This is a genomic window from Hyphomonas sp. (assembly GCF_046313975.1).
GTDB lineage: Bacteria > Pseudomonadota > Alphaproteobacteria > Caulobacterales > Hyphomonadaceae > Hyphomonas.
This window is the reverse complement of the sequence record NZ_JBKBXB010000020.1, coordinates 1-14,776: the sequence shown is the minus strand read 5'-3', so window position 1 is coordinate 14,776 and position 14,776 is coordinate 1. Positions and strand designations below refer to the sequence as shown.

14 protein-coding genes are annotated in these 14,776 nt (G+C 65.0%); 9 read left to right on the top strand and 5 right to left on the bottom strand.

The window, feature by feature from the left end; genetic code table 11:
- Positions 1-261 precede the first annotated feature (261 nt).
- Together ACK4TE_RS08930 and ACK4TE_RS08925 are read right to left on the bottom strand one after the other, a co-directional pair.
- Positions 262-1,464, bottom strand: coding sequence for a TIGR03862 family flavoprotein (locus ACK4TE_RS08930; RefSeq protein WP_409911153.1), 1,203 nt, complete (start codon positions 1,462-1,464; stop codon positions 262-264).
- A gap of 63 nt (positions 1,465-1,527) precedes the next feature.
- On the bottom strand, positions 1,528-1,899 hold the full coding sequence (locus ACK4TE_RS08925) for a limonene-1,2-epoxide hydrolase family protein (RefSeq protein ID WP_409911152.1): 372 nt from the start codon (positions 1,897-1,899) through the stop codon (positions 1,528-1,530).
- Positions 1,900-2,098: 199 nt separating this feature from the next.
- Between ACK4TE_RS08925 and radA the strand changes: the two genes are divergently transcribed.
- From radA to ACK4TE_RS08895, 6 genes are all read left to right on the top strand, one after another.
- A complete protein-coding gene (radA, locus tag ACK4TE_RS08920; protein WP_409911151.1) occupies positions 2,099-3,481 on the top strand; it encodes a DNA repair protein RadA in 1,383 nt (460 codons plus the stop codon).
- The gene (locus ACK4TE_RS08915) at positions 3,474-4,013 is read left to right on the top strand and encodes a CvpA family protein (RefSeq protein WP_409911150.1); all 540 of its coding nucleotides are present in this window, start codon (positions 3,474-3,476) and stop codon (positions 4,011-4,013) included. The genes radA and ACK4TE_RS08915 overlap by 8 nt, the downstream gene beginning before the upstream one ends.
- Before the next feature lie 62 nt (positions 4,014-4,075).
- Positions 4,076-5,449, top strand: a complete 1,374-nt coding sequence (locus ACK4TE_RS08910; protein WP_409911149.1) for an erythromycin esterase family protein — start codon at positions 4,076-4,078, stop codon at positions 5,447-5,449.
- Positions 5,450-5,558: 109 nt separating this feature from the next.
- Positions 5,559-7,010 (top strand): amidophosphoribosyltransferase, encoded by a 1,452-nt coding sequence (gene purF / locus ACK4TE_RS08905; protein WP_409911148.1) that lies wholly within the window; start codon positions 5,559-5,561, stop codon positions 7,008-7,010.
- Positions 7,011-7,031: 21 nt separating this feature from the next.
- Complete coding sequence (locus ACK4TE_RS08900) at positions 7,032-7,748, top strand: SDR family NAD(P)-dependent oxidoreductase (protein WP_409911147.1); 717 nt, start codon at positions 7,032-7,034, stop codon at positions 7,746-7,748.
- 19 nt (positions 7,749-7,767) lie between these two features.
- On the top strand, positions 7,768-8,967 hold the full coding sequence (locus ACK4TE_RS08895) for a cation:proton antiporter (RefSeq protein WP_409911146.1): 1,200 nt from the start codon (positions 7,768-7,770) through the stop codon (positions 8,965-8,967).
- Here the strand turns inward: ACK4TE_RS08895 and ACK4TE_RS08890 are convergent.
- Positions 8,964-9,884 (bottom strand): Gfo/Idh/MocA family protein, encoded by a 921-nt coding sequence (locus tag ACK4TE_RS08890; protein WP_409911145.1) that lies wholly within the window; start codon positions 9,882-9,884, stop codon positions 8,964-8,966. The two genes, ACK4TE_RS08895 and ACK4TE_RS08890, sit on opposite strands and share 4 nt — an antisense overlap.
- Positions 9,885-10,034: 150 nt before the next feature.
- Between ACK4TE_RS08890 and ACK4TE_RS08885 the strand changes: the two genes are divergently transcribed.
- The 3 genes from ACK4TE_RS08885 to ACK4TE_RS08875 all read left to right on the top strand — a co-directional run bounded on the left by ACK4TE_RS08885 (position 10,035) and on the right by ACK4TE_RS08875 (position 12,347).
- Complete coding sequence (locus ACK4TE_RS08885) at positions 10,035-11,057, top strand: NADP-dependent oxidoreductase (RefSeq protein ID WP_409911144.1); 1,023 nt, start codon at positions 10,035-10,037, stop codon at positions 11,055-11,057.
- Position 11,058: 1 nt separating this feature from the next.
- Positions 11,059-11,979 (top strand): hypothetical protein, encoded by a 921-nt coding sequence (locus ACK4TE_RS08880; protein WP_409911143.1) that lies wholly within the window; start codon positions 11,059-11,061, stop codon positions 11,977-11,979.
- A 101-nt stretch (positions 11,980-12,080) separates the two neighbouring features.
- Positions 12,081-12,347 (top strand): HU family DNA-binding protein, encoded by a 267-nt coding sequence (locus ACK4TE_RS08875; RefSeq protein WP_409911142.1) that lies wholly within the window; start codon positions 12,081-12,083, stop codon positions 12,345-12,347.
- 12 nt (positions 12,348-12,359) lie between these two features.
- Here ACK4TE_RS08875 and ACK4TE_RS08870 read toward each other — a convergent pair whose 3' ends face one another.
- Positions 12,360-13,796, bottom strand: coding sequence for an MATE family efflux transporter (locus ACK4TE_RS08870; RefSeq protein ID WP_409911141.1), 1,437 nt, complete (start codon positions 13,794-13,796; stop codon positions 12,360-12,362).
- Between the two features lie 135 nt (positions 13,797-13,931).
- On the bottom strand, positions 13,932-14,648 hold the full coding sequence (locus tag ACK4TE_RS08865) for a CPBP family intramembrane glutamic endopeptidase, BDIM_20840 family (protein WP_409911140.1): 717 nt from the start codon (positions 14,646-14,648) through the stop codon (positions 13,932-13,934).
- Positions 14,649-14,776: the final 128 nt, after the last annotated feature.

Here is a 14,776-nt window from a genome sequence, read left to right as displayed (position 1 = left end):
TCCTGCACCTGACCGCTGCAGAAGTATCGGCAACAACAATGCCGACGCCCAAACTGCCCAACGAACGATAATCCAGAGCAATTTCGGTGGGCTGGGAGTCCGTTCTGGACCTACAACACCCTCCGAACTCGACTCGACGGAGACGTTTAGTTTCCACTTCTTTTTCATCAGAACCTCCTCGTAGTGATTCTGCGAAAACCCTACTGTGAAGGTGGTGGCGGCACGGTGGATAGGTCCGCTACCGAATTTTCTTGTTATTTTTCAAAAGCTGAGCGCACACGCCGCTTTCCCCGCCGCCCTTCCCGTCGCCAGACACGCCGTGAGCAGGTAGCCGCCGGTGGGCGCGTCCCACGCGATCATTTCGCCGGCGCACCAGACGCCCGGGAGGGCCTTCAGCATCAGGCTGTCGTCAATTGCGTTCCACGCGACGCCGCCGGTGGTGGAGATGGCGCGGTCGAGGGGGGCGGGTGCGGTGAGGGCGAGGGCCAAGTGTTTCAGCAGGCGGGCTAGCGCGGCGGGGTCTGCGGCGGCTTCGCCGCGGGTGAGTTCGCGCACGAGGGCGGATTTCACGGGACCGAGACGAGCAGCCTTGCGCAGGCGGCTCGCGAGGGAGTCCTTCGGGCTGGCAGCGGCGAGGCGGGCGGCGAGTTTTGCTTCGTCCGTATCCGGAAGGAGATCAACTTCGAGCGCGGCGGGACCTCCCGCTTTCAGGCTGGCGGCGAGACCGGCGGCAAGCGGGTAGACCGCGCCGCCTTCGATGCCGCCGCGCGTGATGACGAAGTCGCCGCGCGAGACCTGCCCGCCCGCGCTGAGGCGCACGGCCTTGATGGCGGCGCCTTCATTCTGGGACAGGAAATGATCCGACCACGGACGGAGGAAGCCGCAATTAGCGGGGCCGAAGGCTTCCATCTCCACGCCCCTCGCCTGCAGGATATCGGCCCAGCTGCCATCCGAGCCGAGGCGCGCCCAGCTGGCGCCGCCGAGGGCGAGGATTGTGGCGTCTGCTTCGGCGGCGAACGAGCCTTCAGGGGTTTCGAACAGGAGACGCCCTGCCCCGTCCCATCCTGTCCAGCGGTGGCGGGTGTGCAGCGCGGCGCCGCCAGCAGCGAGGCGGGCGAGCCAGGCGCGCAGCACCGGCGAGGCCTTCATGCTGACCGGGAAGACGCGGCCGGAGGAGCCGGTTTTCGCGGCGATGCCGAGCCCGTCCATCCAGCGGATGACCTCCTTCGGGCCGAAGGCTTCGACCATCGCGGCGAGGCGCGCGTCCGGCGCGGTGTAGCGGGCGCGGAAGGCTTCGGGTTTTTCGGAATGGGTGATGTTGAGGCCGCTCTTGCCGGCCATCAGGAACTTGCGCGCGGGGCTCGGCATGGCGTCGTAAATCGAGACGGACGCGCCGCCCGCGAGCGCCGCATCCGCCGCCATCAGCCCCGCCGGCCCAGCCCCGATGATTGCCACGTTTCGCATGAAGCGCCGTTTAGCGGGCGAGAGCCCGCAATGCTACTCTGTGGCCCCCATTGACCGAAGATGTCAGGCCGTCGCGGCTTTGACATAGGTCTGCATGTCAAAATAGTCGCGCCAGACCTTAATTTTCCCGTCTTCCATTTCGAATACACCGCAGCACGGCAGATTGACGGGTTTTTCACCCAGCATTGTCCGGTCGAGCCGTTCTGCAACAACCTTGCTTCCGGAAGATATGAGGGTGAGGATGTCCCACTCCGTTGAGGTCCATCCCTTCAGGAACTGGCTGATGAAGACCTTCAGCGCTGCATGCCCCTGAACCGGCTTTGCAGGCATGTTGTGGTAGATGCCATCGGGAGCGAAGTAGCTCACTAACTCATCGGCATCGAGGCGTGACCAGGCTTCGATAAATTCGCGGATGACCTGTTCATTCGGTTTCATTACACTTCCTCCCGCGGCACTGGGTGAAGTAAAGTCAGGCGCGTGTCCAGACTGACGCAACGCCAAGGCAGACGAGGCGCACCAGCATCATTAGGCCTTTTCAGGGCGATACGGATCCTGCTCGCTGGCCTTCGGGTTTGCGTGCGCGGCGGCGGGGGCCTAGACTCCGCGGCGGGCAACCGAGGGCGCGTGATTCCGCATGACCAAGACATCCACCACCGCTTTTGTCTGCCAGGCCTGCGGCGCGGTTTCAGCGAAATGGGCCGGGCGCTGCGAGGCGTGCGGCGAGTGGAACACGCTTATTGAGGAGACCGTGAGCGCACCGCCCGGCAGCCTGAAAGCCGAGAAGTCGCCCAGCAAGCGCGGACCCAAGACCGAGTTCATCGCGCTGAATGCCGAGACCGAGGCGGTGAGCCGGATCGTAATTGGGGTTGAGGAACTGGACCGGGTGTTCGGCGGCGGGATTGTGCCGGCCTCGGCGACGCTGATCGGCGGCGACCCCGGCATCGGCAAGTCCACCCTGCTGTTGCAAGCAGCGGCGCGGCTGGCGCGCAACGGGGTGAAGACTGTGTACGTCTCCGGCGAGGAGGCGGCGGCGCAGATTCAGGAACGGGCGAAGCGGCTGAAGGTGGCGAACTCGCCGGTGCAGCTGGCGACGGAGACGGACCTGCGGCGCATCCTGTCGGCGCTGAAGGAAGCCTCGCCGGATTTCGTGGTGATCGACTCGATCCAGACACTCTGGTCGGACAGTCTCGAGGCGGCGCCGGGATCGGTGGCGCAGGTGCGGGCGTGTGCGCAGGAACTGGTGCGCTGGGCGAAAAAGTCCGGCGCGGCGCTGGTGCTGGTCGGCCATGTCACCAAGGAGGGCACGATCGCGGGGCCGCGCGTGGTGGAGCATATGGTCGATGCGGTGTTCTATTTCGAAGGCGAGCGGGGCCACCAGTTCCGTATCCTGCGGGCGGTGAAGAACCGGTTCGGGCCCACGGACGAGATCGGCATTTTCGAAATGCATGCGCTGGGACTGACCCCGGCGAAGGAGCCCTCGGCGCTGTTCCTGTCCTCCGAGGAAGAAAGTGGAGGGGGCACGGCGGTGTTTGCGGCGATGGAGGGCTCGCGCCCCGTGCTGGCAGAAGTGCAGGCGTTGGTGGCGAAGAGCCCGTTCGGTACGCCGCGGCGCAGCGTGATCGGGTTCGATTCCGGGCGGCTTGCGATGCTGCTGGCCGTGCTGGAGGCGCGGTGCGGCATAAATCTGGCGGGCATGGACGTGTATCTCTCGGTCGCGGGCGGCTACCGGATTTCGGAGCCGGCGGGCGATCTGGCGGCGGCGGCGGCGCTGCTGTCGTCCCTTTCGGGCAACCCGGTGCCGAAGCGGGCGGTGTTCTTTGGCGAGGTGGCGCTCTCCGGGGCGGTGCGGGCGGCACCGCGGATGGATCAGCGGATGAAGGAGGCGGCAAGGCTCGGATTCCAGCAGGCTTTCGGGCCGGAGCACAGTCCGGCAGCAGACGGCGGCTTGACGCTTACCCCGATTGCGCGGCTTATCGCGCTGGTCGATCTCCTCGCGCCGGACGCAGCAAATGCTTGAAAACATTTCCGCTTTTGATGGCATCGCGCTGGGTGTCATCATCATTTCGGCGATCATGGCCTTTGCCCGCGGCTTCCTGCGGGAACTGGCAACGCTCGGTGCCTTCATCGGCGCGCTGGCGGCGGCCTACTACGCCCGGAAATTCTTCACCGGCTATGTCGCGGGCCTGTTGCCGGAGGGCACGCATCCGCTGGCGCCGGATATCATCCTCGTCGTGACCGCCTTCCTGATCGTCTATGTGGTCGTCGCCTGGCTGGGGCAGAGCCTGTCCAAATCGATCATGACCAACGGCGATATCGGCCTGTTCGACCATATTGCCGGCCTCGTTTTCGGAGTGATCCGGGGTGTGATCGCGCTGGTCTTCTTTGCCGTGCTCCTGTCGGTAGGACTGGAGGATGAGCGGGTGCCGCCTTTCATCCAGGAAAGCGTCAGCTATCCGTTGCTCGCAAAAGCGGCAGACGCCGTGACCGGGGAAGCCCAGGAAGTCAGCCGGAGCGCAATACCGCCCGGCGCACCCCTGACGGGCGACTGACCTTGAAGCCCCGGCGGGGACAGCTAGTCTCGGAAGGGTCGAGTTCGAGGGAAGCGTTGACCGTGCCTGTCCGCCCAGATCCGCAAACCCGCCGGGGGTTCCTGCTGGCATCAGCTTCGGCGCTGATGGTCAGCGCGTGTGCGACACGGGGCACAAGCGACACTGAACTGCCGCCGCTGCCGGCTGGCCCGTCGATACAGAGCCTGCTGGCGGCGCAGGCCGTGCCGATCCGCAAGATTTCGCCCGACGATCCGGGCGTGCGCGCGCTCGCCGCCGGGCTTGCCGGCGCGCAGCTGGCAGGACTGGGCGAGGCAACCCACGGGTCGCACGAAGACGCGCTGCTGAAGTCCATGCTGCTGCAGGTGATGGTCGAGAAGCACGGCCTGCGTGCCATCCTTGTCGAAGCCAACCGCGCCGGGGCGCAGCAGCTGAACGCTTACGCGTCTGCGGCGCCGACCGGGCTGCAGGCGGTTGAGGCGGTCCGGCAGGCGGCGGTGTTCCGTATTCTCAAGACCGAAGTGATGGCCGACCTGCTGACCTGGCTGCGAGGCTGGAACGCCGTGAACGGTGACCAGCCGGTGCGGATCGCCGGCATCGATTGCCAGAATTCCAGCCTGGATGCGGCCGAGGCGCTTGATGCGCTGGCGAAGGTGGATTCCGGCGCGGCAGATGCGCTGGCGGGGGCGCTGGCGCCGGTGACATCAGACGCAGCGAAGGCGCTGCGCCATGACCTGATGATCCGGTCGCTGACACTGGCAGAGCTGACAGCGGCGCATGCGGCCTGCCTGACGCTGGAAGACGAACTTGCGCGCATCGGCCTGGCGGAAGCAGCGTTTGCGGCGCGGCTCGCCGGACAGGGGCTGATCTCGTTCGAGTTTGAAACCGCCGATGGCGGGATTGCGGATGCCGGGCCGGACTATTGGAGCCGGCGCGACGGGTTCATGGCAGCCAACGCGCTGCACCTGCTCGGCAAGGATCACGGGGTGCTCTGGGGACACAACATGCATGTGCTCGCCGGCCGGCCCGGCGGTGATGCGGCTGGGTTCGTGCCCTCGGGCGCGGTGCTGCGCGACAAGCTGGGCGGCGGGTATGTTTCTCTCACGCAGGAGTTTTCGAAGGCGAGCTTCCTCGCCCTGCCGGACAAGCCCTTCAACGGCGCGCAGGAGGTATTTGCGACCATCACCCGCACGGCCCGGCCCGGGACGATGAATGCGCTGCTGGCCTCGGCGAGCCGGAGCGCGGCCTGGTTTGATCTGGCGACGCTGCCGGAGAATGCGCTGACAGATACATGGCGGGCGGAGTCCATCGGCTTTGACTGGTACGGCGCGCGCGCGGCTGCGGAGCCGGTGGACACCGATATCCGCCACACGCCGCCCGGCAGGATGCTGGATTTCATGGTGATCCACCCGCAGCTGACGCCTTCCAGAATGCTGTAGGCAGCGCTGCGGGAAAGATGACGCTTATGACAGGTGCGGTCTTTCGCATCTGAAGAAAGCGGCCTATATCCCGGCTCGGCAGCGGCGCCCCAGCGAGTCGGAACTTCCGATGGCCTATTTCGATCATGATGATGACAAACCTCGCGAAGAATGCGGGGTTTTTGGCGTTTATGGCAGCAAGGAAGCGAGCCTGCTCACAGCGCTCGGCCTGCACGCCCTGCAGCACCGGGGACAGGAAGCCTGCGGGATCGTCACCTATGACGGCAAACGCTTCTCGTCGGAACGCCATATGGGCCTCGTCGGCGAATATTTCGGCGGCGACCTGCGCCAGCGCCTGCCCGGCCATGCCGCCATCGGCCACAACCGCTATTCCACGCAGGGCCGCCCAGTGGCCCGGAACATCCAGCCGATCTTCGCGGACCTTGCACTGGGCGGTTTCGCTGTTGCGCACAACGGCAACCTGACCAACGCGCGCCAGCTGCGCCAGGAACTCGTGAAGGACGGCGCGATCTTCCAGTCGACAATGGACACGGAGGTGATCCTCCACCTCGTCGCGCGCAGCCCGAAGAAGCGGTTTGTGGACCGGCTCATCGACGCGATGCACCAGATTGAAGGCGGCTATGCCCTAGTCGGGCTGACCGGAAAGAAGCTGATCGGGGCGCGCGATCCGGTAGGCCTTCGCCCGCTGGTGCTCGGCCGTCTCGGCCCGGCCTATGTGCTCGCCTCGGAAACCTGCGCGCTCGACATCATCGGCGCCGAGTTCGTGCGCGAGATCGAGAATGGCGAAGTCGTCATCATCTCGGAGACCGGCATCGAGAGTTTCCGCGCCTTCCCGCCGCGCCCGCCGAGCCCGTGCGTTTTCGAATATGTCTACTTCGCGCGGCCGGACAGTTTCATTCAGGGACGCTCCGTGTACGAAGTACGCCGCCGGATGGGCCACCAGCTTGCCGCAGAGACGCCGGCGGATGCAGACGTGATCGTGCCGGTGCCGGATTCCGGCGTGCCGGCAGCGCTGGGCTTTTCCGAAGCCTCCGGCATTCCGTTCCAGATGGGCATCATCCGCAACCACTATGTGGGGCGGACGTTCATCCAGCCGACGCAGACCGGCCGGCAGACGGCTATCTCGAAGAAGCACAGCCCGAACCGGTCGATCCTCGAAGGCAAGCGCGTGATCCTCGTTGACGACTCCATCGTGCGGGGCAACACGTCGAAGAAGATCGTGCAGATGGTGCGCGAAGCGGGCGCGCGGGAAATCCATTTCCGCTCTGCATCACCGCCGATCCTCAACCCGGACTTCTACGGCATCGACATGGCCGGCAAGTCCGAGCTGTTCGCCGCCACTCATACGCATGAGGAGATGGTCAAGGAGCTGAAGGTCGAAAGCCTGGGCTTCCTGTCGGTGCCCGGCCTCTACAAGGCGATCGGCGAACCACTGCGCAACAATATGGTGCCGCAATTCGCCGACCACTGCTTTACCGGCGACTATCCGACCCCGCTGGTCGACTACCAGCAGGACCAGGCCGACAAGGAACGCCAGCTCTCGCTGCTGGACGATGTCTGATCCGCGCGCTACACGGCGCGCATGACAACGTTATCCCGACTTGTACTCGTGACCGGCGCCTCGCGCGGTATTGGCCGTGCCATTGCGCTGGAACTTGCGCGGCAGGGCGATCTGGTGATCGCCGTCGCCCGCTCGAAAGCGGCGCTGCAGAAGCTGGATGACGAGATCCGTGCGCTCGGCTCCGAGGCCCTGCTGGTGCCGATGGACCTGAAGGATACCAAGGGTATCGAGACGCTGGGCAAGGTGCTGGCGGAGAAGTTCGGGCGGCTGGACGGATTTGTGGCCAATGCCGGGCTGCTCGGCACACTGGGGCCGCTGGAGAGTTGCGGGCCGCGCAGCTTCGAGGAAACCATCCAGGTGAACCTCACCGCCAACGCGCACCTGATCCGCGCGCTCGGGCCGCTGCTGCACCGCGCCGAGGCGCCGCGCGCTGTGTTCGTCACCTCCGGTGTCGTGCCGCGCCCACGGGCGTTCTGGGGGCCGTATCAGGCATCCAAGGCCGGCCTCGAAGCGCTGGTGAAAGCCTGGGCGGACGAGAACGAGAAGATGGCGCTGCGGGCGAACCTGTTCGACCCCGGCGCTGTGCGCACCGGGATGCGCGCCGAAGCGATGCCCGGCGAAGACCCCCTGACGCTGCCCACTCCGGAAGCGGTGGCACGCGAACTGGTGAAACTGGTGTCGCCCGCCGAGACACGCACCGGCGAGCGGATTGTGTTCCGCGACCTCGTCAAAAGCTGATTTCAGAGCGGGGGCTCAAATGACCATCACGACCACCGAGATCTACCTGATCGCGATGCTGATCATCTTCACGGTGCCGTATCTAATCTGGCGCCTCGGGAAGACGGAATATTATGCGCCACTGGTCGTGGTGCAGATTCTTTGCGGTATCCTGCTCGGACCCGGCGTGCTGGGCGCGGCGTATCCCGCCTATTACGACTTTGTCTTCACGCCTGATGTCATCCGTATGCTGAACGGTATCGCCACCTGGGCGGTGATGATCTTTGTCTGGATCGCCGGCATCGAGCTTGACCTGAAAGCGGCCTGGAAGAACCGCGGCGAAACCGGAACAACGGCCGGACTTGCGCTGTTCACGCCGCTGCTGTTCGGGTGCGGTGCAGCGTTCATCCTGCTGCAGACCGGGCACCAATGGATGGGCCCGAACGCGAAAGAGTGGCAGTTCATTCTCGGCGTCGGCATGGCCTGCGCCGTAACGGCATTGCCGATCCTAGTACTCTTCCTCGAGAAGCTGCAAATCCTCCGCCAACCACTCGGCCAGCGCATCCTGCGCTATGCTAGCCTTGACGACATCGCGATCTGGGGCGTTCTCGCCGCGATCCTGCTGGATTGGGAGCGGATCGGACGGCAAGTGGTGTTCCTGGTGCTCTTTGCGGCGATTGCCTATGCCATCCGTAAGCTGATGGTCAGCATCCCATCACGCGACCGCTGGTATGTCGGGCTGATCTGGATGGCCTTTGCTGCGCTCGTCTCCGACTGGGCGGGCCTGCACTACATGGTCGGCGCCTTCCTCGCCGGCGCTGTGCTCGACCGTGACACGTTCGACGAAGCGCAGATGGACCTGTTCCGCAACCATATCCTGCTCGCGATCATGCCGGTCTTCTTCCTCTCGACCGGCCTGCGCACCGAATGGGAAGCGGGCGGCGTGGCGGTGATCGGCGCGGCGGCTCTGCTGCTCGTCGCATCGGTGGCGGGCAAACTCGCCGGCGTGAAGATCGCCGGCATGGCGCTCGGCTGGAAGAAGGGCGAGGCCTATATCATCGGCTGGCTGTTGCAGACCAAGGCGTTGATCATGATCATCTTCGCCAACATCCTGCTCGACCGCGGCGTGATCACCAACGACGCCTTCACCGCCTGCCTGCTGATGGCGGCGGGTTCGACGATGCTGACCATTCCGATGGTCACGCCAACGCTGAAGAAACGCGCGGTGGAAGAGGCTTAGTCCACCCCTGCCAGCACGGCGGCCTCGGCAGCCTCTGCCATCGCCACCGCTGCGACCGTCCCGTGCGCGGGCACCGGGCTGCGGGCGATGCCGAGGCAGGCGGCGTAGAAGCCTTCATCGGCAGCGCCGAGCGGGTCCGGCAGGTCGGCAGCGATGTCGACCTTCACTTCATACGGCGTCGTGTTCTTCAGGCGGCGCGTGAGGAAGTCGATATCGATCTCGCCGGAGGGATAGACAACGCGCATTGTCCGTTCACGGAATTCTGCGGCGCGGCTGGCGCGTAGTTTCGCTTTGCCGCCGCTGGCATAGGTGAAGATGGCTTCGGCCTCGTCGATATGGGTGCTGTGGACCTTACGGCCGGTCGCCTCGACGCCGGTGAATTCGCGGCCGAGCATCATGGCGGCAAGGTCGAGATCGTGGATCATCAGGTCCCAGATCACAGAGACATCGCCTGCCCGCCCGCCCGGCGCGGGCGGGCCGGAGCGCACGGATTCGATCAGCTGCGGCACTTCCGGGATCGCCAGCACGCCCATCGCCTTCGCCACGAAACGTTCCTGGTGGCCGACCTGCAGGATGCGCCCGCGCGCGGCGGCGTCATCCGCAAGGTCGCGCGCGGCATGGCCGGTGAGCGCGAGCGGCTTTTCCACCAGCACATGGCGGTAGGCCTCGATGGCGACGCGCGCCAGCGGCTCGTGCCAGGTGGCAGGCACGGCAATGACCACGGCGTCGCAGACATCAAGGAAGGCGAGATAGTCGTCGAAGCCCTTCGTGCCGAAAGTTTCAGCGAGTTTTTCGGCGCGGGCGAGGTCGACATCGAAGATGCCCATTAGCTCGGCACGCGCGGAGGCCGCCGCCTTCTGGGCATGGTAGTTTCCGAATACGCCGGCTCCCGCGACGCCTACTTTCAGCTTCGTCATGCCCGTCTCATCCCTTTGATACCCGGAATGGCACCCTAATCGCGGCCCGGCAAGTGTAGTCGTCAGGACGGATTCCTCGCGTCACCCCCTTCACAGGCCGCGCCTGCCGGTTCACATGGACCAGAGCGATTGACTGAAGTGGAGAATACAATGGGCAAGCTGACCTCGACCGAGTGGGCTCTCGCAAGCCGGCCAGTCGGCATGCCGAAACTGTCGGACTTCCAGACGAAGACCGTTGATGTGCCGGATCCGGCGGAGGGCGAAATCCAGGTGATGAACACCTGGATGTCGGTGGACCCTTACATGCGCGGGCGCATGTATGACCGCGAAAGCTATGTGCCGCCCTTCCAGATCGGCGAGACGCTGCAGGGCGGCGCGGTGGGCCGGGTGACAGCTTCGGCGCATCCGGATTTCAAGGTGGGCGACCTTGTCTCCTCCTTCCTCGGCTGGCGCACGGCGTGGACGGCGAAGCCTGCCGCGGCGGCGGTGCAGAAGCTGCCGGCATCTGGTCTGCCGGAGAGCGCCTTCCTTGGCGTCGCCGGTATGCCGGGCCTGACGGCCTATGCGGGCCTCTTGCGCGTGGCGGAGTTCAAACCGACCGACACTGTGTTCGTTTCCGGCGCGGCCGGCGCTGTCGGCTCGACCGTGGTGCAGATCGCCAAGATCAAGGGCGCGACAGTGATCGGTTCGGCGGGCGGGGCGGAGAAATGCGCGCTGGTGAAGTCGCTCGGGGCCGATCATGTGATCGACTACAAGCAGGCGAAGGGCTTCGAAGGCCTTGCCGCGGCGCTGAAGTCGGCGGCGCCGAAGGGCATCGACGTCTATTTCGACAATGTCGGCGGCGACCACCTGACCGCTGCGATCGAAGCGGCGCGCCCGCTCGCGCGCTTCGCCCTGTGCGGAATGATCGCGCAGTATAACGAGACCGGCAAACCCGAAGGTCCGCACAATATCATCCAGGCCGTCGGCAAGCAGCTGACACTGCGCGGCTTCATCGTGTCGAGCCATGCCGACATGCAGCCGGCTTTCCTCGCCGACATGGCGAAATGGATCGCAGGTGGCCAGATGAAATTCGAGGAGACCGTGATGCACGGCATCGAGAAAGCACCCGAAGCCTTCCTCGGCCTGTTCACCGGTGCGAACACCGGCAAGATGCTCGTGAAGCTCGCCTGACATGGCTGCCCTGTTCGACGCCTATATCATGGTGGACTGGAGCGCGGCCTCGAAGCCGGCAACCGGGCCCAATTCGATCTGGATCGGCATGCTGATGAAGGATGCCCGCCTGAAACTGCAGTTCAAGGCGGTGAACATCGACACGCGCCTGAAAGCGCGCGCGTTCATCGAGGACATCGTCGCCAAGCTGACCAAGCGCGGCGACAAGGTGCTGCTCGGGTTCGACTTCTCGCTCGGCTATCCGGCCGGCACCGCGGCGGCGCTTGGCCTCGACACGTCGAAGCAGGCGCCGTGGGCGGCGATGCATGCGATGCTGGCCGGTCGCTACAAGGACAAGCCGGACAACAATTCCCGACCGCGCTTCGCGATTGCGGCCGGTCTCAACTACACGATCTCGAAAGGGCCTTTCCCATTCTGGGGTGCTCCGCCTGCGGATCGTGCGACGACGCTGTCAGCCACGAAACCGGACTATCCGGCTGAAGGACCGCTCGCCGAATTCCGCCTCGCCGAGGTGCAGCAGAGGGCAAAACCCGGTGCTTCGCCGAAATCGTGCTGGCAACTTTACGGTGCAGGCTCGGTCGGCTCGCAGAGCCTCACCGGCATCCCGCACGTGCATGCCCTGAGGCAGGCCTGGCCGACCGCGCGCATCTGGCCGTTCGAGATCGGCGAAGGCGGCCCGCTGACCGCTGAATCCCTTGAAGGAATCGACGTGGTGATCGCCGAAATCTACCCGTCACTGGTGAAGATTTCGCCGGAAAAGGGCGAGGTTCCGGACGAGGCCCAGGTCCGTCAGATCGCCCGCCACTACGCTGATCTGGACGAAAAAAGCGCTCTGGGCGCGATTTTTTCCACAGGCAAATCACTTTCCCCGGAACAGATCGGGATCATTACCGGCGAAGAGGGCTGGATTCTCGGGGTTTAGCCCGTGCTTATAGGGCCTCCGGCGTATCCATGCCTTCCGAATCGTGGGTAAGTCGGCCCCATGGCGCTGCAGGCGTCATTCAATTCTAGAGGAGAACCCCTATGAACAAGGGTGAACTGACCAAAGAGGTGGCTGCCGCTTGCGGGATTTCGCAAAGCGAAGCAGGCAAGGCCGTTGATGCTGTCTTTGACACCATCGCCCGCTCGGTCAAAAAACGCCAGCAGGTTGCAATTGCCGGCTTCGGCACGTTCGTTGCCAAGACGCGCAACGCCCGTGAAGGCCGCAACCCGGCAACCAAGGAAGTGATCAAGATTCCGGAGAAGACGTCGGTTGCGTTCAAGCCGGCTTCGGTACTGAAGGATATCTGATCTTCCTCTCCCCTAATGGGGCAGCAGAGCAGAATTCGCGGCGCGTTCCGATATGGGGCGCGCCGCTTTCCATTCCAGCAGCAACACCTGCAGCACACCGGCGACGAACACGCCGACGAAGGCGCCTTCCAGCACACCGGCTGCGCCGCGCTCCAGCGTGATCGCCAGCCAGTAGCATACCGGGATCATCACCACGAAGAACGAGCCGAGGTGAATGGCGCTCGGCAACCAGACCATGCCCTGCGCGCGCAGAGCAAACGAGGCGGTGGCCTGCAATCCATCGAAGACCGTTGCCAGCGCGGCGAGCCAGAGCAGGCCCGCTATCGCGGGAGCGAGCGCAACGCCGCCGATGATCGCATCCTCGCGCACCAGCAGCACCGAAATCGGGTAAGCCAGCACGACCAGAAGAAGGCCCAGGATAACGCCCATCACAATAGTAGCGACGACGCCGAGGCGACCGGCATTTCTCACTTCTTCCTGATTGCCGCGCCCGATGGCTTCGGCGACGCGCACACTCGTGGCCGTGGCGATGCCGAGATAGAACATGAAGCATACGCCCATCACCTGCACTGAATAGCCATAGACCGCGTTCGCCGCGATGGAGACCCAGGTGGCGATGATGAAGGTGATGTTGAACCCGCCCCATTCGGCGATGTTGCTGATCGCGGTGCCGGTGCCGACATCGAACTGGCGGCGCGCTTCGCCCGCAGGTGCCGGCGGCGAGGCGGTGAAGGCGGGCGTCAGGAAGAAGACGAGCGCCAACATCACAACCGCCATCAGCGCGCGCGTAACGCTGGTTGCCCAGGCAACGCCCACGGCGCCCATCGGCTCGACCCCGAACGCGCCGGCGACGAGGATGATGTTGAGGATGAGATTGATGATCACGCCCGCGTACATCACAAGCGTCACCAGCAGCGGCCGGCGCAGCGCTTCGAGATAGTAAGAGCAGGCCTGTGCAATCATGTGGCCGGTGAGGCCGATGGCGAGGATGCGCGTGACCTTCGCCGTTTCGGCAGCCACGATTTCCGGCGCCAGTGCCTCGCCGGCAGCCTGGCTCTGCGGCGCGATGGTGACGAATATCCAGTGGAAGATCGGGCCGGCAGAAGGCAGCAGCACCAGCGTCAGCACCGCGCCGAGCACCACCGACCAGAGGAGGCCGCGCCGGAAGATGCGGCCGGAGCCCGCTTCCTGCCCGGTGCCGAGCAATTCCGAAGTGAGCACCTGAACACCCAGCAGGATGCCGATGCCGAAACCAAGCGACACGCCAATCGGCAGCCAGGCCGACAGCACAAAAGCCAGCTCCCCCGGCGCAAACTGGCCGAGCACGATGGCATCCGTCAGGCCCATCAGCATCATCGCCATGCGGCTGACCGCAATCGGCACCGACAGGCGCAGAAGGTCTGCAATATCCGAAGGCTTCGCCCAGGCGGGCAACCGGAACGTACTCATGCCTGCCCTCCCTTTGTTTGACCGGGACTGATGCCTGGTTTCAGAGCAGCCGGCCCGTATGCCCGAAGCGGGAATCCCGGGCAAGCGGAGAGATTTGGCCGTGCAATTATCCCCGGAGAGTGTGGCCGCCGCGCCTCAGAACAGCGTGAAGGCGCCGTTGGCGACGTTGTGCGCGAGGACTGGCAGGAGCAGGCTGCCGGTACGTTCGCGCAGCCAGAGCAGCAACAGTGACGGCACACCGGTGATGGCGAATGTCATCAGGTCAAAATCCACGATGCCCGCCTTGTAGCTGAGCGCATGCGTGAGACCGAAAAGGACCGATGTCAGCAAGCCGCCATAGCCGATAGGCGCGCCCGCGAGGTTTGACTTCGAGCGGAAGGCCTCGTTCAGCGCCAGCAGCAGCGTGCCGCGATAGAAGAGTTCCTCATCGAGGCCGGGCATGGTCCACTGGAAGGCGATGGTCTCGAGACTGTCCGGCTTGCCGTCCGCCCCGCTGATGGCGAGGCCGGAGAACAGGAGCGCGAGGCCGGCGAACATCACGATCGCCCCGCCCCAGCGCGGGCCCTGGTCGAAGGTCATGCCCCAGCGCTTCCAGCCGAACGCCGGCAGCGCCATCACCGCGAGCGTGCCCAAGATGGCCGCGAGCTTGCCGGACCAGTTCCAGTCTGCCCCGGTCAGCGGGTCGGGGATCAGCCAGAAGCCGCGCGTCAGCAGGGCCTGATAGGCGAGGTTCAGCACCAGCGCGGCGACGAGCCATTTCCAGCGGAAGCTGCTGCGGAACACCAATGCCCCCGCCAGGCCGAGCCCTGCGAGGATCCCGGTCTCGATCAATGTCCGGATAAACTCATCCACGCGCGCACCCTCATTCTATTGCACCGCTGAGATGCAGCGAGCGGGGCGTTTGGATGCAGGTCACACCAGATAATTTCCCCCTCCGTCTCGCGCCTTCGGCGCGATCCACCTCCCCCGCTGCGCAGGGG

What these genes read in the sequence shown, in the direction of transcription:
- ACK4TE_RS08875 (WP_409911142.1), top strand. Translation starts at nt 12,081, where the DNA reads ATGAACAAGGGTGAACTGACCAAAGAGGTGGCTGCCGCTTGCGGGATT.
- ACK4TE_RS08885 (WP_409911144.1), top strand. Translation starts at nt 10,035, where the DNA reads ATGGGCAAGCTGACCTCGACCGAGTGGGCTCTCGCAAGCCGGCCAGTC.
- radA (WP_409911151.1), top strand. Translation starts at nt 2,099, where the DNA reads ATGACCAAGACATCCACCACCGCTTTTGTCTGCCAGGCCTGCGGCGCG.
- ACK4TE_RS08900 (WP_409911147.1), top strand. Translation starts at nt 7,032, where the DNA reads ATGACAACGTTATCCCGACTTGTACTCGTGACCGGCGCCTCGCGCGGT.
- ACK4TE_RS08895 (WP_409911146.1), top strand. Translation starts at nt 7,768, where the DNA reads ATGACCATCACGACCACCGAGATCTACCTGATCGCGATGCTGATCATC.
- ACK4TE_RS08890 (WP_409911145.1), bottom strand. Translation starts at nt 9,884, where the DNA reads ATGACGAAGCTGAAAGTAGGCGTCGCGGGAGCCGGCGTATTCGGAAAC.
- ACK4TE_RS08925 (WP_409911152.1), bottom strand. Translation starts at nt 1,899, where the DNA reads ATGAAACCGAATGAACAGGTCATCCGCGAATTTATCGAAGCCTGGTCA.
- ACK4TE_RS08880 (WP_409911143.1), top strand. Translation starts at nt 11,059, where the DNA reads ATGGCTGCCCTGTTCGACGCCTATATCATGGTGGACTGGAGCGCGGCC.
- ACK4TE_RS08930 (WP_409911153.1), bottom strand. Translation starts at nt 1,464, where the DNA reads ATGCGAAACGTGGCAATCATCGGGGCTGGGCCGGCGGGGCTGATGGCG.
- ACK4TE_RS08915 (WP_409911150.1), top strand. Translation starts at nt 3,474, where the DNA reads ATGCTTGAAAACATTTCCGCTTTTGATGGCATCGCGCTGGGTGTCATC.
- purF (WP_409911148.1), top strand. Translation starts at nt 5,559, where the DNA reads ATGGCCTATTTCGATCATGATGATGACAAACCTCGCGAAGAATGCGGG.
- ACK4TE_RS08870 (WP_409911141.1), bottom strand. Translation starts at nt 13,796, where the DNA reads ATGAGTACGTTCCGGTTGCCCGCCTGGGCGAAGCCTTCGGATATTGCA.